The organism is Enterobacter cloacae complex sp. IR5450 (assembly GCF_049238665.1).
In the GTDB taxonomy this organism is placed as follows: Bacteria; Pseudomonadota; Gammaproteobacteria; order Enterobacterales; family Enterobacteriaceae; genus Enterobacter; species Enterobacter hormaechei_C.
This window is the reverse complement of record NZ_JBMKIC010000003.1, coordinates 14712-35043: the sequence shown is the minus strand read 5'-3', so window position 1 is coordinate 35043 and position 20332 is coordinate 14712. Positions and strand designations below refer to the sequence as shown.

At 53.2% G+C, this 20332-nt stretch carries 25 protein-coding genes and 3 pseudogenes; 8 read left to right on the top strand and 20 right to left on the bottom strand.

The genetic code is table 11. From position 1 onward, the window contains the following. Window positions 1-13 precede the first annotated feature (13 nt). The 4 genes from hflD to rluE are packed head-to-tail and all read right to left on the bottom strand — an operon-like array spanning window position 14 to window position 2959. Window positions 14-643: a high frequency lysogenization protein HflD gene (gene hflD, locus ACOTYB_RS03930; RefSeq protein WP_006809213.1), complete on the bottom strand. Its 630-nt coding sequence runs from the start codon at window positions 641-643 to the stop codon at window positions 14-16. 27 nt (window positions 644-670) lie between these two features. Next, entirely contained in the window at window positions 671-1783 is a 1113-nt protein-coding gene (gene mnmA, locus ACOTYB_RS03925) for a tRNA 2-thiouridine(34) synthase MnmA (RefSeq protein WP_220153742.1), read from the bottom strand. A 40-nt stretch (window positions 1784-1823) separates the two neighbouring features. Next, window positions 1824-2297 carry an NUDIX hydrolase gene (locus tag ACOTYB_RS03920; RefSeq protein WP_220153743.1) on the bottom strand — a complete coding sequence of 158 codons (474 nt, stop codon included), beginning with the start codon at window positions 2295-2297 and terminating at the stop codon, window positions 1824-1826. Further along, the gene (gene rluE, locus ACOTYB_RS03915) at window positions 2297-2959 is read right to left on the bottom strand and encodes a 23S rRNA pseudouridine(2457) synthase RluE (protein ID WP_022650805.1); all 663 of its coding nucleotides are present in this window, start codon (window positions 2957-2959) and stop codon (window positions 2297-2299) included. The genes ACOTYB_RS03920 and rluE overlap by 1 nt, the downstream gene beginning before the upstream one ends. Before the next feature lie 117 nt (window positions 2960-3076). Here rluE and icd point away from each other — a divergent pair, with 117 nt between their 5' ends. Together icd and ACOTYB_RS03905 are read left to right on the top strand one after the other, a co-directional pair. Continuing rightward, on the top strand, window positions 3077-4327 hold the full coding sequence (icd, locus tag ACOTYB_RS03910; RefSeq protein WP_003857898.1) for an NADP-dependent isocitrate dehydrogenase: 1251 nt from the start codon (window positions 3077-3079) through the stop codon (window positions 4325-4327). Between the two features lie 75 nt (window positions 4328-4402). After that, complete coding sequence (locus ACOTYB_RS03905; protein WP_003857897.1) at window positions 4403-4648, top strand: DUF2543 family protein; 246 nt, start codon at window positions 4403-4405, stop codon at window positions 4646-4648. A gap of 4 nt (window positions 4649-4652) precedes the next feature. Here ACOTYB_RS03905 and ACOTYB_RS03900 read toward each other — a convergent pair whose 3' ends face one another. Both ACOTYB_RS03900 and yncL read right to left on the bottom strand, forming a co-directional pair. Then, window positions 4653-6152, bottom strand: coding sequence for an EAL domain-containing protein (locus ACOTYB_RS03900; protein WP_421765751.1), 1500 nt, complete (start codon window positions 6150-6152; stop codon window positions 4653-4655). 124 nt (window positions 6153-6276) lie between these two features. Continuing rightward, on the bottom strand, window positions 6277-6369 hold the full coding sequence (gene yncL / locus ACOTYB_RS03895; RefSeq protein ID WP_071524166.1) for a stress response membrane protein YncL: 93 nt from the start codon (window positions 6367-6369) through the stop codon (window positions 6277-6279). 371 nt (window positions 6370-6740) lie between these two features. Here yncL and ACOTYB_RS03890 point away from each other — a divergent pair, with 371 nt between their 5' ends. Beyond that, window positions 6741-6989: a GlsB/YeaQ/YmgE family stress response membrane protein gene (locus ACOTYB_RS03890; protein WP_003857896.1), complete on the top strand. Its 249-nt coding sequence runs from the start codon at window positions 6741-6743 to the stop codon at window positions 6987-6989. Between the two features lie 53 nt (window positions 6990-7042). Here ACOTYB_RS03890 and yoaJ read toward each other — a convergent pair whose 3' ends face one another. From yoaJ to ACOTYB_RS03875, 3 genes are read right to left on the bottom strand one after another with little or no spacing between them, the layout of a single operon-like run. Further along, complete coding sequence (gene yoaJ / locus ACOTYB_RS03885) at window positions 7043-7117, bottom strand: protein YoaJ (RefSeq protein WP_015570794.1); 75 nt, start codon at window positions 7115-7117, stop codon at window positions 7043-7045. Then, window positions 7118-7216 (bottom strand): YoaK family small membrane protein, encoded by a 99-nt coding sequence (locus tag ACOTYB_RS03880; protein WP_220153744.1) that lies wholly within the window; start codon window positions 7214-7216, stop codon window positions 7118-7120. A 45-nt stretch (window positions 7217-7261) separates the two neighbouring features. After that, window positions 7262-8290 (bottom strand): sensor domain-containing diguanylate cyclase, encoded by a 1029-nt coding sequence (locus ACOTYB_RS03875; RefSeq protein WP_023315855.1) that lies wholly within the window; start codon window positions 8288-8290, stop codon window positions 7262-7264. Between the two features lie 312 nt (window positions 8291-8602). Between ACOTYB_RS03875 and ACOTYB_RS03870 the strand changes: the two genes are divergently transcribed. Together ACOTYB_RS03870 and ACOTYB_RS03865 are read left to right on the top strand one after the other, a co-directional pair. Then, window positions 8603-8857 carry a DUF333 domain-containing protein gene (locus ACOTYB_RS03870; RefSeq protein ID WP_022650809.1) on the top strand — a complete coding sequence of 85 codons (255 nt, stop codon included), beginning with the start codon at window positions 8603-8605 and terminating at the stop codon, window positions 8855-8857. A gap of 80 nt (window positions 8858-8937) precedes the next feature. After that, entirely contained in the window at window positions 8938-9243 is a 306-nt protein-coding gene (locus ACOTYB_RS03865; protein ID WP_022650810.1) for a hypothetical protein, read from the top strand. On the opposite strand, the gene ACOTYB_RS03860 is transcribed toward ACOTYB_RS03865, so the two are convergent. Continuing rightward, a complete protein-coding gene (locus tag ACOTYB_RS03860; RefSeq protein ID WP_003857886.1) occupies window positions 9244-9588 on the bottom strand; it encodes a DUF488 domain-containing protein in 345 nt (114 codons plus the stop codon). It abuts the gene before it with no gap. Between the two features lie 150 nt (window positions 9589-9738). On the opposite strand from ACOTYB_RS03860, the gene ACOTYB_RS03855 reads away from it, so the two are divergent. Then, window positions 9739-10446 (top strand): CTP synthase C-terminal region-related (seleno)protein, encoded by a 708-nt coding sequence (locus ACOTYB_RS03855; RefSeq protein WP_045898122.1) that lies wholly within the window; start codon window positions 9739-9741, stop codon window positions 10444-10446. 31 nt (window positions 10447-10477) lie between these two features. Here the strand turns inward: ACOTYB_RS03855 and ACOTYB_RS03850 are convergent. After that, window positions 10478-11665 (bottom strand): annotated as a pseudogene (locus ACOTYB_RS03850) (CynX/NimT family MFS transporter). A gap of 99 nt (window positions 11666-11764) precedes the next feature. Between ACOTYB_RS03850 and ACOTYB_RS03845 the strand changes: the two are divergent. After that, a pseudogene (locus tag ACOTYB_RS03845) lies at window positions 11765-12556 on the top strand (AraC family transcriptional regulator). On the opposite strand, the gene ACOTYB_RS03840 reads toward ACOTYB_RS03845, so the two are convergent. The 3 genes from ACOTYB_RS03840 to ACOTYB_RS03830 all read right to left on the bottom strand — a co-directional run bounded on the left by ACOTYB_RS03840 (window position 12540) and on the right by ACOTYB_RS03830 (window position 16476). Beyond that, window positions 12540-12986: a DUF441 domain-containing protein gene (locus tag ACOTYB_RS03840; RefSeq protein WP_063162718.1), complete on the bottom strand. Its 447-nt coding sequence runs from the start codon at window positions 12984-12986 to the stop codon at window positions 12540-12542. The pseudogene ACOTYB_RS03845 and the gene ACOTYB_RS03840 overlap by 17 nt on opposite strands. Window positions 12987-13092: 106 nt before the next feature. Further along, window positions 13093-15129: a TIM-barrel domain-containing protein gene (locus ACOTYB_RS03835; RefSeq protein WP_023315858.1), complete on the bottom strand. Its 2037-nt coding sequence runs from the start codon at window positions 15127-15129 to the stop codon at window positions 13093-13095. Between the two features lie 15 nt (window positions 15130-15144). After that, the gene (locus tag ACOTYB_RS03830) at window positions 15145-16476 is read right to left on the bottom strand and encodes a glycoside-pentoside-hexuronide (GPH):cation symporter (protein WP_022650815.1); all 1332 of its coding nucleotides are present in this window, start codon (window positions 16474-16476) and stop codon (window positions 15145-15147) included. Between the two features lie 287 nt (window positions 16477-16763). Here ACOTYB_RS03830 and yoaI point away from each other — a divergent pair, with 287 nt between their 5' ends. Beyond that, window positions 16764-16865 carry a small membrane protein YoaI gene (gene yoaI / locus ACOTYB_RS03825; RefSeq protein WP_017384693.1) on the top strand — a complete coding sequence of 34 codons (102 nt, stop codon included), beginning with the start codon at window positions 16764-16766 and terminating at the stop codon, window positions 16863-16865. Between the two features lie 20 nt (window positions 16866-16885). On the opposite strand, the gene ACOTYB_RS03820 is transcribed toward yoaI, so the two are convergent. From ACOTYB_RS03820 to ACOTYB_RS03795, 6 genes and pseudogenes are all read right to left on the bottom strand, one after another. Further along, on the bottom strand, window positions 16886-17386 hold the full coding sequence (locus tag ACOTYB_RS03820) for a YbaK/prolyl-tRNA synthetase associated domain-containing protein (protein ID WP_015570783.1): 501 nt from the start codon (window positions 17384-17386) through the stop codon (window positions 16886-16888). 219 nt (window positions 17387-17605) lie between these two features. Beyond that, window positions 17606-18748 (bottom strand): phage integrase Arm DNA-binding domain-containing protein, encoded by a 1143-nt coding sequence (locus tag ACOTYB_RS03815; protein WP_006809195.1) that lies wholly within the window; start codon window positions 18746-18748, stop codon window positions 17606-17608. After that, a complete protein-coding gene (locus ACOTYB_RS03810; protein ID WP_022650818.1) occupies window positions 18723-18986 on the bottom strand; it encodes an excisionase in 264 nt (87 codons plus the stop codon). Before ACOTYB_RS03810 ends, ACOTYB_RS03815 begins: the two co-directional genes overlap by 26 nt. A 32-nt stretch (window positions 18987-19018) precedes the next feature. Continuing rightward, entirely contained in the window at window positions 19019-19288 is a 270-nt protein-coding gene (locus ACOTYB_RS03805) for a hypothetical protein (protein ID WP_333032238.1), read from the bottom strand. A 100-nt stretch (window positions 19289-19388) separates the two neighbouring features. Beyond that, window positions 19389-19673, bottom strand: a pseudogene (locus ACOTYB_RS03800) (dATP/dGTP pyrophosphohydrolase domain-containing protein); the annotation flags it as partial. Between the two features lie 481 nt (window positions 19674-20154). Continuing rightward, window positions 20155-20331 (bottom strand): hypothetical protein, encoded by a 177-nt coding sequence (locus tag ACOTYB_RS03795; RefSeq protein ID WP_170965310.1) that lies wholly within the window; start codon window positions 20329-20331, stop codon window positions 20155-20157. Between the last annotated feature and the right edge of the window lies 1 nt (window position 20332).

Here is a 20332-nt window from a genome sequence, read left to right as displayed (position 1 = left end):
CAACTCCGGGAGGTTAACAATGAGCAAGAATTTGTTTTGCCTGAGTCGTCAGGCGATGACGAGAAAACATTAACTGTAGGCGGCCACCGCCGACCTGTTGCCACAGCACGGCGGCACGGATGCCTGCCAGCAGCGAAGCGCGTACCTTCGCCTGTACCTGTGGGCTTTGCAATACGGCAGGCGAACCGGTGACCTGAATACGCGGGCCGAGCGGGCTAATCACGTCAACGTAGATACCGGCCATCGCGCTCAGCAGGGTCTCAGACTGGAGGTCAAAGTGGTCGAGCTGGCGCTGTAGCCCGGCGATGCGATCGCCCAGGGTATTCATTGCGCCTTTTGCCGCGTTCAGCTTACGTTCCAGCACCATCAGGCTTAAGGTGTAGCGGGTCAGTTCCGCATTCAACCCCTGACGGTTACTGGCGTTGAGCACGCCGAGCAGAGTTTCAAGACCGAGACGAAGATTGGTTTCACTGCCGCCAAAGACGCCCAGCGTGGAGCCTGGGTTGAGGTCGATAACGCTGTTAAGTGAAACGTGCAGGGCGTCAGCGTCGCAATGACCCTGATGCGCCAGCTGTTGCACCAGACGGGCTGACTGGCAAATTCCCGCCAGCGCCAGGGTGATGTCGTAATAGTTCTTCGCCACACGGTCTCCTTTATGTGTGCAAACGGTTTAAACAGCAGGCAGCGGCAGGCGCTGTTCAATGATCCCACCGCCGAGGCAAATTTCGCCGCTGTAGAAAACAGCAGACTGGCCAGGGGTAACGGCGGAAACCGGCTCGTCGAAACGCACGTCAATGCGATCGTCATCCAGTGCGGTTACGGTGCAAGGGATGTCCGTCTGGCGGTAGCGCGTTTTCACTGTGCAGCGCAGCGTGTCTTTCAGCGGCTCGCGATCGACCCAGTGCAGCTGTTGCGCGATCAGTCCAACGGACATCAGGCGCGGGTGGTCGTGACCCTGAGCCACAACCAGAATATTGTTTTCGACGTCTTTGTCGACCACGTACCACGGATCTTCGCTGCCCTCTTTGGTGCCGCCGATACCCAGACCTTTACGCTGGCCGAGAGTGTGGTACATCAGTCCCTGGTGCTGACCAATCTCATCACCGTCAACGGTGACGATTTTGCCCGGCTGTGCAGGCAGGTAGCGCCCCAGGAACTCGCGGAATTTACGCTCGCCGATAAAACAAATACCGGTGGAGTCTTTTTTCTTCGCGGTGATCAGATCCAGATCTTCAGCAATCTTACGCACTTCCGGCTTTTCCAGCTCGCCGACCGGGAACAGACTTTGGGCAATCTGTTCGTGGCTCAGCGTATAGAGGAAGTAGCTCTGATCTTTGTTGCCGTCCAGACCACGCAGCAGCTGGCTTTTGCCATTCACATCCGCGCGACGCACGTAGTGGCCGGTCGCAATGTAGTCTGCGCCCAGGTCTTCCGCAGCGAATTCCAGGAAGGCTTTGAATTTGATCTCTTTGTTGCACAGGATATCCGGGTTCGGCGTACGGCCCGCTTTGTACTCTTCGAGGAAGAGTTCAAAAACATTGTCCCAGTATTCTGCGGCAAAGTTAACGGTGTGCAGTTCGATGCCGAGCTTATCGCACACGGCCTGCGCATCGGCGAGATCCGCAGCGGCAGTGCAGTATTCCTCGCCATCGTCTTCCTCCCAGTTCTTCATGAACAGGCCCTCCACCTTATAGCCCTGTTGCTGCAACAGGTAGGCGGAAACGGAGGAATCGACACCGCCGGACATGCCGACGATTACTTTTTTCTGGCTGTTATCTGACATGGAATACTCACGACATTGAACTTCAAGGCGGCGTATTCTATCACGCCCCCCCACCATTGACACCCTCTGTAAACGGCCAGTTAAATTCTGCAATGACATCCAGCGGCAGGCGCGCCGTAGACTGCCAGCAGCGGATGCTTTCCGCAACCAGTGGCGAGCGCAGGTTTGGCGCGTTCAGGATCTCCTCTGCGGTCACCCACAGGCAGCGATCGATATCGTCGTCGTGCGGTTCAGTGGCGCACGTTTCGTTAAGCTCAACGGCGAATAAGAAGCGCAGGAAAGGCGTCTGGTCAGGCGCTAGCCACTGATGCATACGGATAAAGTGCTGCGGTTCGGCGCGGATACCCGTCTCTTCCCAGAGCTCGCGTTTCGCTGCCTGCAATAAGGTTTCATTGGCTTCAAGATGCCCGGCTGGCTGGTTCCACAGCGCTTTGCCGTTAATGGTCTCTTCCACCACCAGGAATTTCCCCTGCGAGTGGACCACGCAGGCGACCGTAACATGAGGTTTAAACATCAGTTCTCCTTAGGGGTAACATCCCGCCATTCCCCGTTTGCCAGCGAGTCCAGCGTATAGCTGCCCATGGCGTAGCGAATGAGTCGCAGGGTAGGGAAGCCCACATGCGCAGTCATGCGCCTGACCTGTCGGTTGCGGCCTTCATAAAGGGTGATTTTAAGCCAGCTGGTAGGAATGGATTTACGCTCACGAATCGGCGGGTTGCGCGGCCACAGCCACTCGGGTTCATTCACACGTTCAATACCAGCCGGCAGGGTGGGACCGTCGTTCAGCGTTACGCCGTTGCGCAGCTTTGCCAGCGACGCGTCGTCCGGCTCGCCTTCAACCTGCACATAGTAAATTTTTCCGGTACGTTTGCCCGGCTGAGTAAGCCTGGCCTGGAGCACGCCGTCATTGGTAAGGACCAGCAGCCCCTCGCTGTCGCGATCCAGGCGTCCCGCTGCGTAGACTCCCTGTACGGGGATAAAGTCCTTCAGCGTGCTGCGCCCGGCCTCGTCGGTAAACTGCGGCAATACATCGTAGGGTTTATTGAACAGTATGACCCGCGTTGGCTGGGGTTCTGGCGTTCTTCTGGTGGCTTGTCGTGAGCTGAATCGCTCAACCCGGTGTTTTCTAAAAGAAGTTTTCGTCATGGTATTTTCAGGCGTTATCAATTGCCGCATTATAGCCTAATAACGAAGACCTTTCATGGCGTCGGACAATCAGGTACTATCGGAAGGCTCATTACAATTTATTAACATAAGATCAGTAACAACCAGAAGCGCTCGAAGGAGAGGTTAATGGAAAGCAAAGTAGTTGTTCCGGCGGAAGGTAAAAAGATCACCCTGCAAAACGGCAAGATTAACGTTCCTCACAACCCGATTATCCCGTTCATTGAAGGCGACGGTATCGGTGTAGACGTTACCCCGGCGATGCTGAAAGTGGTTGATGCCGCTGTTGAGAAAGCCTACAAAGGCGAGCGTAAAATTTCCTGGATGGAAATTTACACCGGTGAAAAATCCACTCAAGTTTATGGCCAGGACGTCTGGCTGCCAGCCGAAACGCTGGACCTGATCCGCGACTATCGCGTTGCTATCAAAGGCCCTCTGACCACGCCAGTTGGCGGCGGTATTCGCTCCCTGAACGTGGCGCTGCGTCAGGAACTGGATCTGTATGTGTGTCTGCGTCCGGTGCGTTACTACCAGGGCACTCCAAGCCCGGTTAAGCACCCGGAACTGACCGACATGGTTATCTTCCGTGAAAACTCTGAAGACATCTACGCGGGTATCGAATGGAAAGCGGACTCTGCTGATGCAGAAAAAGTGATTAAATTCCTGCGCGAAGAGATGGGCGTGAAGAAAATTCGCTTCCCTGAGCATTGCGGCATCGGCATCAAGCCGTGCTCCGAAGAAGGGACCAAGCGTCTGGTGCGTGCCGCCATCGAATACGCTATCACCAACGATCGTGACTCTGTGACCCTTGTGCACAAAGGCAATATCATGAAGTTCACCGAAGGCGCGTTCAAAGACTGGGGCTACCAGCTGGCGACCGAAGAGTTCGGCGGTGAACTGATCGACGGCGGCCCATGGCAGAAAATTAAGAACCCGAACACCGGTAAAGAGATCATCATTAAAGATGTGATTGCCGATGCGTTCCTGCAACAGATCCTGCTGCGTCCTGCTGAGTATGACGTGATCGCCTGTATGAACCTGAATGGTGACTACATCTCCGATGCGCTGGCAGCACAGGTGGGTGGTATCGGTATCGCCCCGGGCGCGAACATCGGTGACGAGTGCGCCCTGTTCGAAGCCACTCACGGTACTGCACCGAAATACGCAGGCCAGGACAAAGTCAACCCAGGCTCTATCATTCTGTCCGCAGAGATGATGCTGCGTCATATGGAATGGTTCGAAGCCGCAGACCTGATCGTTAAGGGTATGGAAGGCGCGATTAACGCGAAAACCGTCACCTATGACTTTGAACGTCTGATGGAAGGCGCTAAACTGCTGAAATGCTCAGAGTTTGGCGACGCGATTATCGCGAACATGTAATCCACTCGCTGGGTTAAATGACAACGGGAGCCTGAGGGTTCCCGTTTTTTATGCACACAAGACGGAAACAACGCTATGACCCATGATATCCCGCTCAAGTATTATGACATCGTCGACGAGTATGCGGCTGAAACGGCGAAACCGGTAGAAGAGGCAGAGCGTACGCCGCTGGCACACTATTTCCAGCTGCTGCTCACTCGCTTATACAACAATGAGGAAATCAGTGAAGAGGCGCAGCGGGAGATGGCTGTCCAGGCGGAGATAGACGAAGCGCGCATTGACGATATTGCGAACTTCCTGAATCAGTGGGGCAATGAATAACGCGTCATCGCGCTGAGTCTGCCAGCAGCCTGGCAAGGTCGTGCCGGATTAGCGACTTTGAAAAGTACCAGCCTTGTACGAGGGCATCGGGGTATCTCTGCGCGATGAACTGAAATTGTGTTTCGCTTTCAACCCCTTCAAAAACCAGGGTTTTGTTCAGTTTAGCGAGCGCGTCGCTGAAGATCACCAGGATATCCTGTTTATAGTGCTCGCTGATGCCGTCCACTAACGACTTATCTACCTTGATTTCGTCATATTTGAGATTAGTGAGCCTGGCAAGATTAGAGTTTTGCACGCCAAAATCGTCTATTGAAATTTTGACGCCTGCCGATTTAAGCTCCTCACAAAACTCTTCAAGGATGGCCGAGGTGGAAACGCCATTCTCGGATAACTCAACTTTGATTAACGATAAAGGAATCGCGTTCTCTGAGCATGCATGACGTAATACCGACAGGAATTTGCCGTCTTCAATTTCCGTCCGGCCAACGTTCAGTGAAATCATTAACTGATGTTCAGCGGCCAGCGCGGCAATTTCCGCCAGGGATTTCTTTATCATGTTCTGATAATAAACGTTATACAGGCCAATTTTTTTGATTAACGGGATAAACAGCTCAGGAGAAACCTCTTTGTGATTGTTATCCTGCCATCTTGATAACACTTCAACCCCAACGATTTTCTTATCAGCAACCCGAATAACAGGCTGAAAATGAACGCTGATGGTATTCGCTTTTACCGCTTTGACCAGCGTTCGTTCCAGAGAACGTCGGTCTTCATACAGTCGAAGAGAAAACAGCGTCAGGGATACCCAGATAAAGTATAAAAACAGGCACAGAAGCACCATCACTACGTGGGAGAGCGAAGCCAGTCCGGCATCGTGGTGTGTGACGGTGACACACAAATCCCAGCGTGTACTGCACTCTGTCACAGCCAGCGTAAATAACAGAGACTGTAAGCGGCTAAGGTTTTCTGATGGCGGCGTAACGGTGAAAAAGGTGCGGCCGAAATCTTTAGTGGAAGAACGAAGCGAATAGTTGGCGGTAACGGGGGCAAATTTATCGTAGGCTGAACGGGAGGTGAAAATAATAAGGTGGTTATAAATTGTCGCATTACCGATAAAGAAATCTTTCTGCGAAAACTGCGCCAGACTGAATCCGTTCTGGGTTTTATGCAGCTCAGGGGGAAGGGCGATGGGATTTGCCAGCTTGCCCCAAAACGCGGTGCAGGTGATTTTCCCCTTTTCAATAAACCCCACATCGGCGAAATAGAGACTACGCATCTTTAATTTTCGGTAGACGTTCAGACTGGCGCTATCGCATCCCTGCACGGTGGTATTTTTAAGCGTACTGGCGATATTTTGTGTTAACTCTTCGGAATAGCTTAAGAGCGTGTGGGAGATCTCCCTCTGCCGGTTCTTTTGCTGCTCAACGATAATGGCGTTAACCGCATACAGCGACAGGACGACCATTAGGGTTGAGATGATAGCAACGGCAATGGCCTTCTTCATTTTCCTGCTGTCCCGCCACGTCCTGAGGTGCAGGGATCTTATCACAGGTCATAAAAGCTACAAGTATGAGAGTTGAGCCGGCACGGAATCGGAAGGAAATCCACCTTGCTAGGCTCCTTTCAACTCAGAACCACTCAAACCGTGTTGAGAGCAGTAACAGTAGCGTACTGGCAGAAACAAGATTAAGGCAGATGACGAACTTGCTCGATACGTTCATGTTATCAACGCTTTTTGGTTATTCAGAAGCCACAGAGAATAGCGTTTCACCTCCACAGAAAAAACGCCAGATTTTGGTGGGTTGAGGCAAAAAAAAAGCCCACTAAAAAGTGGGCAAAAAATACTGGAAGCAATGTGAGCAATGTCGTACTGAATACCTGAGTTATTTGCTCAACTATTCAGTAATGAGAAAGATAATCTTTCTCAGTAGAAGATGCAACCCCAGGATGAGTGTGGATCGACATTTTTTACTGCTCATATTTTACTCAAACGAGCCGTGTGATTCTTATCACAAATTTCCTTTCTCAGATCCTGTGCTATCCTTTTCTGTGTCGTTGATTTAATGACAAAAACCATACAGAGAGGAAAGCTATGGGAATTTTATCCTGGATTATCTTTGGGCTGATTGCGGGGATCCTGGCGAAGTGGATTATGCCGGGCAAAGATGGCGGCGGTTTCATCGTCACGATCATTCTGGGGATTGTGGGTGCAGTCGTCGGCGGCTGGATCAGTACCCTGTTCGGCTTTGGCAGAGTTGATGGCTTCAACTTCGGCAGCTTTGTCGTCGCGGTGATTGGCGCGCTGGTTGTTCTGTTTATCTACAGAAAAATCAAAAGCTAAATCTGACCTGTGTTAAAAAAGGCTGCCTGACGGCGGCCTTTTTACCTTGGGCGTTACCACCAGCCTAACTGCGTACCGGCGACGGCCACGATGGCGACAATCAGCATGATGATGGTCGTTTTTCTCATTTATGCCCCCGGCGCGGCGTAACCGCCAAGGAAAAACCAGCCTAAAAACACCACCGCTGTGATAAAAATAACCACCGGAAAGAGGATCCCTATTATCATGCCATCACCTGTTTGAGTTTGTATAAGGCCGTAGAGTGTACGGTTTTAATCTAACGCGACAAAGCCTGTTTTGCTTTTTCCTTTTTTATCCTGATACATCGCGAGGTCCGCGGTGCGCAGGGCGCTATCTTCATCCGTGCTGTGAGGATCAACAATAACGACGCCAAGGCTTGCACCGGGATAAAGAATGGTGGCATTGCCTAACCCGTATTCGCCCGCAATAAGACCATTGAGGCGGGTTTTGATTGCGTTGATCTCTGTACTGGCGTCGCCATCATCGCTGTGACTCAGGCTGGCAACCAGAAATTCATCGCCGCCGAGCCGGCCAATAATCTCATCCTGCGTTTGCTCGTGAGTCAGTCGCTTGCCGACCTGTACGAGGAAGCGATCGCCCGCCTCATGCCCGTACTGGTCATTGATTCGCTTGAAATCATCGAGGTCAATAAAGGCAATCATGACGTTGCGGCTAAGATGGCGCGCCAGTGAGAACAGGGTGGTAAGGTTTTCAAAAATGGCGCGACGATTCGGCAGGCCGGTAAGGGCGTCGGTGTAAGAGTGGGCAATGAGCGCCGCATTTGCTTCGCGAAGCTGAAGCACAAGCGACTCTTTCTGAATGTACTGACCAATTAACCCGGCAAAGAGCCTGATCACCTGCTCGCCACGCTCGCTGAACTGTTTCTGTGCGGTGCTGGCAGCGCAAAGCGTGCCGTACAGAGAACCGTCAGCCAGGTGAACCGGCACGCTCATATAGGTTGTAATACCCAGTGCTTTTGCCGCTTCACACTCCGGCCAGCGGTCGGGCACCTCGTTACTGAACAAAGTGTCGCTATCCATGGCGCGCTTACAGAGCGTTTCGTCCCAGGGCACGCTGAACCCTTCCGGGATTTGCATTTGCTTGCTGTTACGGGCATATAAAATGTGCTGCAAACGCGCGTTAATATCGATTTTGGTCAGGTAGGTTGATTCCATATCCGTCACAATTTCCAGCATTTCCAGTAGCTGACGCACCAGACTGTCGAGAGATTGTTCAGTGGAGAGGGTTTCTGAAACACGGGCAAGAATGATATCTGACATGAGGCAGGTTGACTCCCATGCAGAAGACCTCTGTATCTGCATGTTATGCTGAAAATTTAGACTCCGGTCATAGTAAAACATGAACAGGATTAATTTTATAGATTCTTCTGAAAGCGGATGAGGGAGATGCTAAAAAAAAGCCCCGATATTGAGATCGGGGCAAAACATCTTGATTACGGAATGATGTTCTCTGGTCAGTGTGAGAACAGGTATCACTATAAGGGGGAATCGTGCAGGTTTAATGGAGAAATCATGGAGAAAATGGCGATGACCCGTTACTCTGACGTTTTTACACCCTGAAGGATCATGATAATGAAATATCTTCTCCTGGCGCTTGTTGTACCGCTGGCCGCCTGCTCAACAAAGACCACCCCTCCTGATGCGCCTCAACCGCCGCACGCTATTGGTATGGCAAACCCGGCGTCAGTGTACTGTCTGGAGAAAGGGGGAGAGCAAATCCCTGTTCAAAGCCCGCAGGGTGTACGTACCGAGTGTAAATTACCAGGCGGGGAAGTGATCGATGAATGGGATCTCTACCGCCGCGATCACCCGCAACCAACCAGATGACAAGGGCAATAAAACTGCGATACACTTCTCTTTAGGATTATTCTTAGCCAGTTTCTGGCAGTACGTTTGCGAGAAGAAGTATGTTTCAGTTAAAACCGGGCAGCATGGCGATGATCGTGGGTGCGCGTACGGCGGCAGGCCGTCGAAATATCGGTAAATCCGTGGAGCTGTTTGGCCTTTGTCAGCCGGGCCAGCGTTTTGTAAACCCGGTTAACGGCGTCATGACGCAATTACCTGATACATCAGCACGTGCGCTGTGGCTGGTCACCGGTGATGTTTACGCCTTTGATAACCAGCACGGTTTTGCGTTTGTTCGCCCGGAACATTTGATGCCGCTTACTCCCGACGAGATGCCACACAACGTGGATGAGCTGGCGATCGGTTAATCACAGTTTACGTAGCCAGTCCGCCAGTACCCGCGCGTGATTCTGCTCCCTGTTTTTCGCCCCGTAGAGTAGCGTCACGGTCTGCTGTCGGGCGAGGGCCGCCAGGCGTTTGCCTTCATCCTGATGCTGCGCCAGCTCTTTACGATAGGCTTCACTGAACGCAGTGAAATCTATCGTTTCACTGTGAAAAGCTTTTCGCAGTTCGCTGGACGGCGTTAGCGATTTACACCACTCATCACAGGCGAGGTCGGTCTTTTTTATTCCTCGCGGCCAGAGTCTGTCTACCAGCACCCGGTAACCATCGTCTGACGTTGCCTGTTCATATACGCGCTTACATTGAATCATCCGTTTTCCTCCTGCCGTGCGACGTTCGGCAAGAACACTATAGCACCCGGCTTTTATCCACCCAATTTAAGGTATTGTGATAATTGCAAAAGATCGGTAGTCTGAGGTTCCTTATGTTATCTGAAAATCCTCCGGCATAAGGAATCTCTGATGGAACTCTCCCCGGTTAAAACGACGCTGCGCATTGCGCTGGTTGGTGATTTCAATCCCGATGTTATTGCGCACCAGGCGATCCCGCTGGCGATTGACGACGCCGCTGCGGTTCTGGATCTCACCGCTGATTATGACTGGCTCGCCACGCCTGAGCTGACCAGCCCCGAAGACCTCGTCGGGTATGATGCCATCTGGCTGGTACCGGCAAGCCCGTATAAAAACACCGAGGCGGCGTTTATTGCGGCGCGTTACGCGCGTGAGAATAGCATCCCCTTTCTCGGCACCTGCGGCGGGTTCCAGCATGCGCTGATTGAGTATGCGCGTAATGTACTGGGCTGGCACGATGCAGGCCATGCCGAAACCGATACCGAGGGAAGGATGGTGATTGCGCCGCTGGCCTGCTCGCTGGTAGAAAAAACCGACGCGATAGAGCTGCGGAATAACACGCTGATTGCCAAAGCGTATGGCAAGCCGGAAATTCAGGAGGGGTATCACTGCAATTACGGTGTCTCGTCTGAGTTTGCCAGCCAGCTTGAGCGGGGCGACATGCGCGTAACGGGCTGGGACGAGCAGGGCGAGATCCGCGCGGCAGAGCTGATAACCCATCCTTTCTTTGTCATCACCCTGTTCCAGCATGAGCGGGCTGCGCTTCAAGGGCGACCTGTCGTGCTGGTACAGGCCATGCTGCGGGCGGCGCAGGGATAAAAAAAGCAGACCGTCAGGTCTGCCTTGAATGTCAGCGGGGTGTGATCTCCCGGTCACGCCCGGCCAGCATGCCGCACAGGGCCATCACTACCGCAGCCAGCGCACAGGCCAGCAGCGGAATGCGCCAGTCTCCGGCGGTATCGTGAATTTTCCCCATCAGCGGTGGGCCACAGGCCGCCATAAGATAGCCAATCGACTGTGCCATGCCGGAGAGCGCGGCGGCCTGATGTGCCGAGCTGGCCCGCAGTCCGATAAACGTCAGGCCGAGGATCATGGTGGCGCCGGATCCAAAGCCAAACACCAGCGTCCAGACGACGGCCAGCCCCGGCGCGAACCAGAACCCGGCCGCACTGACAGCGCACATCAGAGCGACAAGCCCGGCTATGCCACGCTGATCGTTAAGACGGTGTAGGATCAGCGGAATGGCGAGACCGGGAACAGCGGTTGCCAGCTGGAGAAGCCCGTGCATGGAGCCAGCCTGCGTTTCGCTGTAGCCGTGGCTAAGCAAAATCGCGGGTAACCAGCCGATAATGACATAGTAAATCAGCTAGTTAATGCCCATAAAAAGCGTCACCTGCCAGGCGAGTGCCGAGCGCCAGATAGCCCGGTTGTGCAACGCGCCCGCGCCGGTCAGGGTGGCGGCCGGCCTCTGGCGCCATTGCGGTAACCACAGCAGCAGCGCCACCAGCGGGAAGAACATCAGCATCAACAGCGCTCCGTGCCAGCCACCACTCCCCAGCGACAGCGGGACGATCAGCGCCGACCCTGCGGCAGCGGCGGCCCCCATCGTCAGCGAATACGCCCCCGTGAGTTTTGCGACCTGGCCCGGAAAATCACGTTTGATTAAGCCAGGTAACAGGACATTGCCCAGCGCAATCCCACAGCCCACGATCGCCGTACCGATAAACAGCAGCGCGGCCGACGGCAGCGAACGTACGCCAATCCCGATGCAAATCAGCAGCAGAGCGATAAAAAGGCTGCGCTCCATGCCCAGGCGCCGGGCGACGCCTGCGGCAAGGGGAGAGATAAAGGCGAAGGCAAGCAGGGGCAGCGTTGTGAGCAGGCCGGTTTGCGCCGTGCTTAAGCCATAGTCCTGTCGGATGGTGTCGAGCAGGGGGGCGACACCGGTAAAGGTGACGCGCAGCGTCGTGGCGATCATCAGGATGCCTGCAACCAGCAGCGCACCCTGTTTCCCGGAAGGTTGAATAGCAGTAGTCATTATTGTCTCTTACGTTCAGGCGAGCGCATACCATACCGATTTAAGTCGTGGTTGAAATCAGGCTAAAATGACAGTTTATCGCTAATATCGGACAACTTTATGTACGGACTGGGGCTCGACGGCTACGATCCCGATAGCCAGCACGACGCGGCGGTGGCCTTTCGCATCCGGGTGGTGGCACAGGAACAATTTATTCCGCTGCATCAGCACCGCAAAGGGCAGCTGATTATGGCGCTGGGTGGAGCGATCACCTGTGAAGTGGAGAGCGCGATGTTGATGGTGCCGCCCCAGTATGCGGTGTGGATCCCAGGACAAACGCCGCACAGCAACAAGGCGACGCCCGGCGCGCAGCTTTGCCTGCTGTTTATTGAACCCGGTGCGCTCGAATTGCCGACGCGTACCTGTACGCTGAAAATATCGCCCCTGGTGCGGGAGCTGGTGCTGGCGCTTGCGGACAGGTCACGGGAAGAGTTGCCTCTTCCCGCTACGAGAAGGCTGGTAGACGTCCTGTTTGATGAACTGCCCCTGCAACCGCAGTAGCATCTACAGCTGCCGGTATCTCCGCATCCAAAAATTCGCCTGATGAGTGAGACCATGGCAAACGAACCTGCCGCCTGGCAGACGCTGGCGCAGTGGGCCAGCCACTTTGCCATGAGCGAACGCAATCTGGCGCGGCTGGTGGTGAAAGAGACCGGCTTAAGCTTTCGCCGCTGGCGGCACCAGCTCCAGCTGATTGTCGCATTGCAGTTTTTGATCGGCGGAAAGTCGGTTCAGCAGGCGGCGCAGGCGCTGGGGTATGACTCCACCACCGCCTTCATCACCATGTTTAAGAAAGGACTGGGACAGACGCCCGCCCGCTATATCGCCAGCCTGACTACGACTTCCCGATAAACAGCGAAACCAGACCGGCAGCAATCAGCGGGCCAACCGGCACGCCACGAAACAGCGCCACGCCTAACACGGTGCCCACCAGCAGCCCGGCCACCAGCGAAGGCTGGCTGCTCATCAGCGTCACGCCGCGACCGCCAAGCCACGAGACAAAAACGCCCACCGCAATCGCCACCAGCGATTTCCAGTTTACAAAGGAGTGCAGCAGCGTTGAGGCCGGTAGCGTTCCGCTGGCAATCGGGGCTATCACGCCGATGGTCAAAATAATGATCCCGATGGTAAGCCCCTGTTTTTCTATCCACGGGAAGAAGGTGTTCAACGGTGTGACGCGAACGATGATCAGGACCAGAATGGAAATCGCGACGGTGGTGTTGTGGCTGACAAAACCCAGTGCAGCCAGGGCCAGAAGTATGAGCAGTGTAGGGTCGAACATGACGGGATCCTTGCCAAAAATAGTAAGCCTGCTTACTTTACGCGCAAACGCGTCGGCAGGCAGGCTTTACTGAAAAAATTGTCTATTTTTGGGCACTTGCCTGACGTCAGTCCACCAGCTGCTGGATAAGCGGACTTCCTTCGCGGATAAACACCGGGATGGTTTCCAGCGCCGCAGGCACCCGGATATGCTCCCCACCGGCGTAGCGCTCACCGTTGAGAGCGACCCAGCTATTGCCCGTCGGCAACCAGACATCGCGCTCACGCTGGCCGGCCTGCATAACCGGTGCCACCAGAAGATCTTCGCCAAACAGATACTGATCTTCACACGCCCAGCTCTGCTTGTCCTGCGGATAGTGCCAGAACAGCGGACGCATGAGCGGGTCTCCGTGCAGATGAGCCTGCTGGTACAACGCGTCAATATACGGGCGCAGGGTTTCGCGCACGGTAAGCCAGTGCTGCATGATGGCGTAATTCTCTTCTCCGTAACTCCACAGCTCATTAGGCGAACCGCTGTTACACTGAGGAATGCCGTCACGGTAGCGCTCCGGAGGCTGGATCTGCGGTTCGCGATAGCCGTGCATGCGCAGAACCGGTGTAAACACCGCCCACTGGAACCAACGGATCAGTAATTCGTGGAACGCCGGGTCGTTAACGTTCCCTCCCTGGAAGCCGCCGATATCGGTCGTCCACCATGGGATCCCCGCCAGGCCCATATTCAGTCCCGCGGCGAGTTGATTGCGAAAAGCATGGAATGAGGAGTGGACATCACCCGACCACGCCAGCACGCCGAATCGCTGGCTGCCTGCCCAGGCGCAGCGTACAAGGTTAACAATGTCGGTTTCACCGTTTGCCTGGAGCCCATCGTAAAAGCCCTGCGCAAAATCACGCGGGTAGCGATTGCCCACTTCCAGTACCGGACCGGCGTGGTAGCGATAGTTGTCAAAATCATAGGCGCGGTATTCCGGTTCCGCTTCGTCCAGCCAGAACAGCTTAATGCCCATGTCGTAGTAATTTTTCTTCACCGTATCCCAGACGAATTTCCGCGCCTCAGGATGGGTCGCATCAAAGAAGGTGGTATTGCCCATAAAGTCGAGGTTGACCTGCACGCCACGTTCACTGCTGACCAGCCAGCCTTTGGCTTTCATCAGCGGATAGAGAGGGCTGCGCGCCTCTACCGTTGGCCACACCGACACCATCAGCGCAATACCCATTTCGCGCAGCTCGTCGACCATCCCTTCAGGGTCGGGCCAGTCTACGGGGTCGAAGCACCAGGTGCCCTGATTCGGCCAGTGGAAAAAGTCGATGACCATCACCGACAGCGGCAGATTACGGCGGCGATACTCCCGCGCAACCTCCAGCACCTCCTGCTGGGTGCGGTAGCGTAATTTGCACTGCCACAGCCCGCTGATAAACGCCGGGGCGGCGGGCGGAGTTCCGGTGGCTTTTACATACTGGCGGGTGATATCCGCCACCGTGTCAGCGGCGGTGATCCAGTAGTCCATTTCTCCCGTCACGCGGGCGCGCCATTCCGTCTGATTTTTTGCAAAGCTGGCTTCACCAATCGCCGGATTGTTCCACAGCAGGCCATAGCCAAGGCTGGACTGCATAAAGGGCACGCTGGCCTGGGAGTTGCGCTGCGCCAGTTCCAGCGTACAGCCTTTCAGATCCAGCCACGGCTGTTGATACTGACCCATGCCATAGATGCGTTCATCCGGACGCGATTCAAACCGGACGGTGAGCTGATATTTTCCCCCCATTAGCGGCTTAAATTCACGGCCATCCAGCTTCAGGGCGCTGACATATTTATCCTGACTCTTCTCGCTGGCACCGATACCCACCGTTGAACGCTGGCGCCACATCTCTTCCAGCAGCAGTTCGCCGCGCTGATTGTAGAAGGCCAGCTGACCTTTAAGGTTCAGCGTCGCGGTAATATTGCCGTTGCGCAGCGTCAGGCTTTCCGCTTCGGCGATAATCTCAGCCTGGCAAGGGGCGGCGGGCAACAGTGCCTGTAAGGCGTCCTCAAAAGCCGGGGAGCAGGTGGCCCTGACGCGCAGGCTGTTTTCTCCCCACGGTTCAATACGCAGGATCTGGCGTTCAAAACGCCATTCGATGCTGTTGGAATGTTGAATCAGCTCACTCATGGATAACGCGTCCTTCTAAACAGGGTTTTTGGCGAGATGGATGGATTGCATTGTGCTGTCGTCGAGCTTATACCAGCGCAGCGTGGCAAACGCGCAGAGTGACAAGACGCCAGGCACGACGGTGAAGAGGGCGATGATGCAGTACATGGCCGTGTTGGTCTGCTCCGGGGCATTGGCAACATAACCGCTTAAGCCCAGCGTCCAGCCAACAATCGCGCCGCTGATCGCCATCCCCAACTTGAGTACGGCGAGGAAAGTGGAGAAGATCACGCCGTCCATGCGTTTGCCCTGTTTCCATTCGCCGTAATCGGCGACGTCCGCCATCATTACCCACATCAGCGTGGTGGTGGCCTGGTAAAGGGTGGAGACGATAAACGTCATGGGCACCAGAATAAGCACCGACTTAGGCGCAAAGAACAGAGCGATGCTGAGTACCCCCGCTAGTACGGAACAGTATCCAAACATCTGCACTTTGCTGACGTTCTGCGTCAGACGTTTGGCCAGCGCGCTGCCTGCGGCTTTCCCGAGAATATGCGCCCCGAGCATCCACATAAAATAGCTTGCGCTACCGAGATAATAAGTGACGAAATACATCATTGCGCCAAGGCGAATAACGCCAAAACCAATGTTGGTTAATACCAGGACGGCGACAATCCGCCATTGGTCGTTTCGTAATAAATCCCGCAGTTCCGCAAGATAATTATTGTGGGTAGCGGGAGCCTTAATACGTTCACGCGTATTGGCGAAGCAGATCCAGAACATGACGACCGCGACGGTCGCCATAATGGCCATTGCCCAGCGGTAGCCCAGTAATTTATCGTCGCCACCTAAAAACTCTGCCAGCGGCATCATAAAGAATGTCGACAGCGCGCCACCCAAAGTGGCAAGGAAAAAGCGATAAGACTGGAGGGAAATTCGCGCATCGTTGTCGGGCGTAATCACCGCGCCCATGGAGCAATAGGGAATATTGATTGCGGTATACATCAGCATCATCAGGGTATAACTGACGGTAGCGAAAATCATTTTACCGTGCAGATCGAGGGACGCCGGCACGGCGTAGGTCAGCAGACAACTTGCGCCAAAGGGCAGCGCCAGCCACAGCATCCAGGGACGGAATTTGCCCCAGCGCGTGCGCGTCCTGTCAGCGATATAGCCCATCGCCGGGTCTATTATGGCATCGGCGGTTCTCGCCAGAAGAAACATGGTGCCCACGAATGCGGCAGGTAGCCCCACCACGTCCGTATAGTAAAACGTCAGAAAAATAATGACGTTATCCAGCCCAATATGGCTCGCCATATCGCCTAACCCATAACTGATCTTTTCTTTACGGGTAATTATCTCGGTCATTGTATTCACCTTGCCAGTGTAAGGTTTATTTTTGAGGTGCTCCGTAAACAGGGTTAACCAGGATGAAAAGGTTAACAATTGCGAGATCTGGCATCGGGGTTACGTAAATTTCTTTTCGTGATACCGGTAACAAATAAAGTATTTAAACAGTGACTTTATATGGAGGAGGATAGTTAACAACGAATCGTTTCAGCGAAAAAAATCGTCTTTTCGCGGACGCGTCATTGTCATTTAGCTGTCATTGTGGGGGAGTAAAAAAGAGGTAAATGGGCAAAGCAGAGGGCATCATGAACGATCCTATGTTTGTCGAAACGCTAATTATTTCCTCATCATTTTTTATCATCGCGATTATTTTGATTGCTTCCGTGCTGCTGCTGGAAAACGGCTGACCGTTAGCCAGCCGCTGTATTTATTGTTTACGGAACGTCACCAGTTCAGGACGGGCGATACGCAGATAGTCCTGGGTATCCATAATCACCGACTTTTCCAGCAGGCCGGCGTTAAAGGCGATCTCATCGAAGCGCTCAAACAGCAGCGGATCGGCGACCAGCGTCAGATCTGGATGAAAGCTGAAGGGGGGAATGGCGCCGAAAACGCAGCCGGTAAGCGCATCCACTTCTGCCGGACTGGCGAGAGAGGCCTTTAGCCCACCGAAATGGCTGGCCAGCAGGCTCAGATCGGCCTGCCGATCGGCGGCAAGGATTGCCAGAATATGTTTCTTAACGCCGTTGCCTTTTACCTTGCAGACCAGTGCTTTTGCACCCTGCCGGAGATCGGTCCCGCGAATTTCACTGACCGCTTCGCATTTCCCAACGGCCTCATGCGCCACCACGCGAAAGCGCGCCTCCTGCTCGGTTAATAAGCTGATTAGGCGCTGATGGGTCGTCGTCCCGATCACGTCATCAGACATAACGATTTCACCTGTGATTTGCCAATACGTAGCTTGCTACATTAGCACGGGACGGAGAGGGCTGAAAGAAAACAGCCAGCGGGAGCGCTGGCTGTTGGGTCATGCGTTGCTGGTGGATGACTGTTTCTGGAGCAATTCGCTAAAATATAGGTGCCTGAATTTAAATAATAAAAATCCTTCCCCAAAACATCCCCAAAATAATTCCCCAAAACTCCCCGTCTAAATCACAACTTTTTTCCATTCTAGACCACGGTCATCTCCATACATTACGCTCATTGCTTCGGTTTTATGCCCTAAAAGAGTTTTGACATCTATACCCTGAGCTTTGTATGTTCTTGATGAAAGCGAGCGTTGTTCATGAAACGGCGGGAGGGCAGTGCAATCCTTAGGCCAGGTAATATTTGCTTTATCTCTTGCCTCCTTAAAATATCTTGATATTGTTTTTTCGGGAACGTGAGATCCCGCTTTACCGTAGGCGTGATGCTTAACATGATGGATCAGATAAGGACTCACTACTCTATCGCGACACTTACTTATAACATCAGCCAGAGTCAACCCGATTGCATCGCACCTTAAATTTAAAGGGATAGCTAACTTCATTCCGGTTTTATTTTGGGTAACATGAAGGTGATTATCCCAAATGTCACTAAACTTCATCTCGACTATGTCACCTATCCTTTGCCCGGTTACTAAAGCCAAAAGCATAGAATTTTGAGCGCAAGGCGGCAAAGAGCCTGCGCTTTCAAAAATCAATTTCCATTGTTCAATGCTAAGTCTGCTTCGTTTCACTTTGGCTATTGGATTTTTTACAGCTAAGGCTGGGTTGTAGCCAGGATCAACCTCGCCAGCATGCTGCGCCTCTTTGAACACGTCGTTTAGTACGCTTCTTATCAGTTGGCCCATTCTGTGCTTTCCCTCTGCCTTATATTCATCAATAATTTTTGCAATGAGTCTTGTATCAACATCCTTCAGGCGAAGGTTTGGCACTCTATCTGCGAGAATCTGAGAACACAATCGTCTGGATTTTACAGTAGGGTTTTTTATCTCACCGTCACGCAACCTTTCCATCTGAATTTCGATGTATTTTTTAATCCACTCAGAAACACGTATACCTTGATCCTTTTTCCCTGAGCTCTTCATTGCCATATCAATCAGAGCATAAGATTGCTGAGTTTCTTGTTCTGCGGTTATACGGTTCATCTCGATTGCAGCAGCTTTTGCCGCTTCATCATCTGTTCCGAATCCAATAAATGAACCTGTTACAGGGTGGCGATATTGCCAATAAATTTTTGAAGTACGCTTATCTAACTTACAGTAAAGGTTGGGTATTTTGACGTTATGTTTTCTGGGGCGAGCTGCCATTTATTGCTTTCTCCACTAACTGGCGGGCCTTGTCTGATAATGATGACGAAATATCAACACTGCCAACCATGCCAACAAAACGAGCATCTTCATCTATAACCCAGCGTCGACCTTGCTTTAAGGCTGGCGGATAAGTCTGTTTGGTCTTTGCTATTTTGTTTAATGCTGAGTTGCTTAATGGATATTTGAATCCATTAGGACCAGATGCCCACTCATGAAGTGTTACTAACTGCCCCATGCGTTTCTCTCCACTTTACCGGCTGCACCCGGCTATCTTTTATAGAAAATGCATGATGAGCACCCACCACGGAGGCCATCATTGCAGGTACGACATCTTTTCGTTTCGTTGTTATAAAGCTGGTTGGCCATCTCCTTTGAAATAATTACTGGCATCGGCACGCGGATGACCAGCCTGCGGAGTTCGGCTATTTCGTCGGCCTGCTCCATGACTCTGGCGTACAGGTCCGAGGCTTCACCTTTCCACCATGCCACGTCGGCTTTAAGACGGCGCAGGCGCCGCTGTTTGAGTTTGCCCACCATGGCAGCCACCCCATTTGCTGAAGTGCGCCGATTGCCAGCAGCACGAACATCACAAAATCGAATGGGTTAGGCATCACTTCACCTCCTGCTGCGGTGCTGCTTTGATATGCAGTCGCGGCTCGCCGTCTTTCGGCTCTGGCCACTGGCGCGCAATATTCACCTTCAGCTTTTCTTCCATCGCTGCTGTAATTTCACCATCGCTGATACCGGCGCGGCGCTGTGCATCCCATAATAAGAACTGCATGTCGGCCCACTCACTGAGATCATCAGGTTCCTCTGCTGCTTCGAGTGCCTCTTTCGACAGATGCTTGAGCGGGCCGACAGGACCAACATCACCGAACGTGGCCTGTGACCACTCAGCATGGCGCTGACGGATGAGATTACGCAATTGCAAAGATGAACCGGTTTCTTCTGGCAACTTGTTAGTCGTCGTTACAGGTTCGGAACCCTGAAGCATGGCGGCGCGGATGTTTTGCGCGTATTCATGAGCAGCGTTTGAAGCCTTACTCTGCCACCCATCTGGATAATCACCAGACTTAATAGATTCTGCCGCCATAAATTCAGCAAACTGCTCGAGCAAATCAGGCACAGATACCGGCGCTGGAGGGGCAGAGCGATACAGAAGCACATCACCCATCTCTGTTCTCGATGCTGGCCATACGTCTGCATCAGATCCCGATTTGAGATAATCAAGATTGGACTGGTCGATGACGCACACAGCCTCCGCTTCGAGCGATGCCAGCGCGATACGCGCCAGCTCGTGAACTTCCCACTGCTCTGCATTGGCATGGCAATCACTACCTTCAGAATTGAACTGAAGGAGGTTTGCAACGCGTTCTTTGGTAATAGTGCTCATGGGTTAGTCCTCAGTATCCAGAGTACGCGCGGAGTGATGCTATTCTCGCGGTGATATCATTGATGATTTCTTCCACCGCAATTTCGTGCTCATGCTCATCACGCAATACGTCAAGGGCGCAGTCTATTTCACGGAGCATATCCTGCTGCCATTCAATATCTTCTGATTCTGGGATTTCGTATTTCATG

Excerpts from the sequence above, each read along its gene's own strand:
- mnmA (WP_220153742.1), bottom strand. The coding sequence starts at position 1,783 with ATGTCAGATAACAGCCAGAAAAAAGTAATCGTCGGCATGTCCGGCGGT.
- ACOTYB_RS03920 (WP_220153743.1), bottom strand. The coding sequence starts at position 2,297 with ATGTTTAAACCTCATGTTACGGTCGCCTGCGTGGTCCACTCGCAGGGG.
- rluE (WP_022650805.1), bottom strand. The coding sequence starts at position 2,959 with ATGCGGCAATTGATAACGCCTGAAAATACCATGACGAAAACTTCTTTT.
- icd (WP_003857898.1), top strand. The coding sequence starts at position 3,077 with ATGGAAAGCAAAGTAGTTGTTCCGGCGGAAGGTAAAAAGATCACCCTG.
- ACOTYB_RS03905 (WP_003857897.1), top strand. The coding sequence starts at position 4,403 with ATGACCCATGATATCCCGCTCAAGTATTATGACATCGTCGACGAGTAT.
- ACOTYB_RS03900 (WP_421765751.1), bottom strand. The coding sequence starts at position 6,152 with ATGAAGAAGGCCATTGCCGTTGCTATCATCTCAACCCTAATGGTCGTC.
- yncL (WP_071524166.1), bottom strand. The coding sequence starts at position 6,369 with ATGAACGTATCGAGCAAGTTCGTCATCTGCCTTAATCTTGTTTCTGCC.
- ACOTYB_RS03890 (WP_003857896.1), top strand. The coding sequence starts at position 6,741 with ATGGGAATTTTATCCTGGATTATCTTTGGGCTGATTGCGGGGATCCTG.
- ACOTYB_RS03880 (WP_220153744.1), bottom strand. The coding sequence starts at position 7,216 with ATGATAATAGGGATCCTCTTTCCGGTGGTTATTTTTATCACAGCGGTG.
- ACOTYB_RS03875 (WP_023315855.1), bottom strand. The coding sequence starts at position 8,290 with ATGTCAGATATCATTCTTGCCCGTGTTTCAGAAACCCTCTCCACTGAA.
- ACOTYB_RS03870 (WP_022650809.1), top strand. The coding sequence starts at position 8,603 with ATGAAATATCTTCTCCTGGCGCTTGTTGTACCGCTGGCCGCCTGCTCA.
- ACOTYB_RS03865 (WP_022650810.1), top strand. The coding sequence starts at position 8,938 with ATGTTTCAGTTAAAACCGGGCAGCATGGCGATGATCGTGGGTGCGCGT.
- ACOTYB_RS03860 (WP_003857886.1), bottom strand. The coding sequence starts at position 9,588 with ATGATTCAATGTAAGCGCGTATATGAACAGGCAACGTCAGACGATGGT.
- ACOTYB_RS03855 (WP_045898122.1), top strand. The coding sequence starts at position 9,739 with ATGGAACTCTCCCCGGTTAAAACGACGCTGCGCATTGCGCTGGTTGGT.
- ACOTYB_RS03840 (WP_063162718.1), bottom strand. The coding sequence starts at position 12,986 with ATGTTCGACCCTACACTGCTCATACTTCTGGCCCTGGCTGCACTGGGT.
- ACOTYB_RS03835 (WP_023315858.1), bottom strand. The coding sequence starts at position 15,129 with ATGAGTGAGCTGATTCAACATTCCAACAGCATCGAATGGCGTTTTGAA.
- ACOTYB_RS03830 (WP_022650815.1), bottom strand. The coding sequence starts at position 16,476 with ATGACCGAGATAATTACCCGTAAAGAAAAGATCAGTTATGGGTTAGGC.
- yoaI (WP_017384693.1), top strand. The coding sequence starts at position 16,764 with ATGAACGATCCTATGTTTGTCGAAACGCTAATTATTTCCTCATCATTT.
- ACOTYB_RS03820 (WP_015570783.1), bottom strand. The coding sequence starts at position 17,386 with ATGTCTGATGACGTGATCGGGACGACGACCCATCAGCGCCTAATCAGC.
- ACOTYB_RS03815 (WP_006809195.1), bottom strand. The coding sequence starts at position 18,748 with ATGGCAGCTCGCCCCAGAAAACATAACGTCAAAATACCCAACCTTTAC.
- ACOTYB_RS03810 (WP_022650818.1), bottom strand. The coding sequence starts at position 18,986 with ATGGGGCAGTTAGTAACACTTCATGAGTGGGCATCTGGTCCTAATGGA.
- ACOTYB_RS03805 (WP_333032238.1), bottom strand. The coding sequence starts at position 19,288 with ATGGTGGGCAAACTCAAACAGCGGCGCCTGCGCCGTCTTAAAGCCGAC.
- ACOTYB_RS03795 (WP_170965310.1), bottom strand. The coding sequence starts at position 20,331 with ATGAAATACGAAATCCCAGAATCAGAAGATATTGAATGGCAGCAGGAT.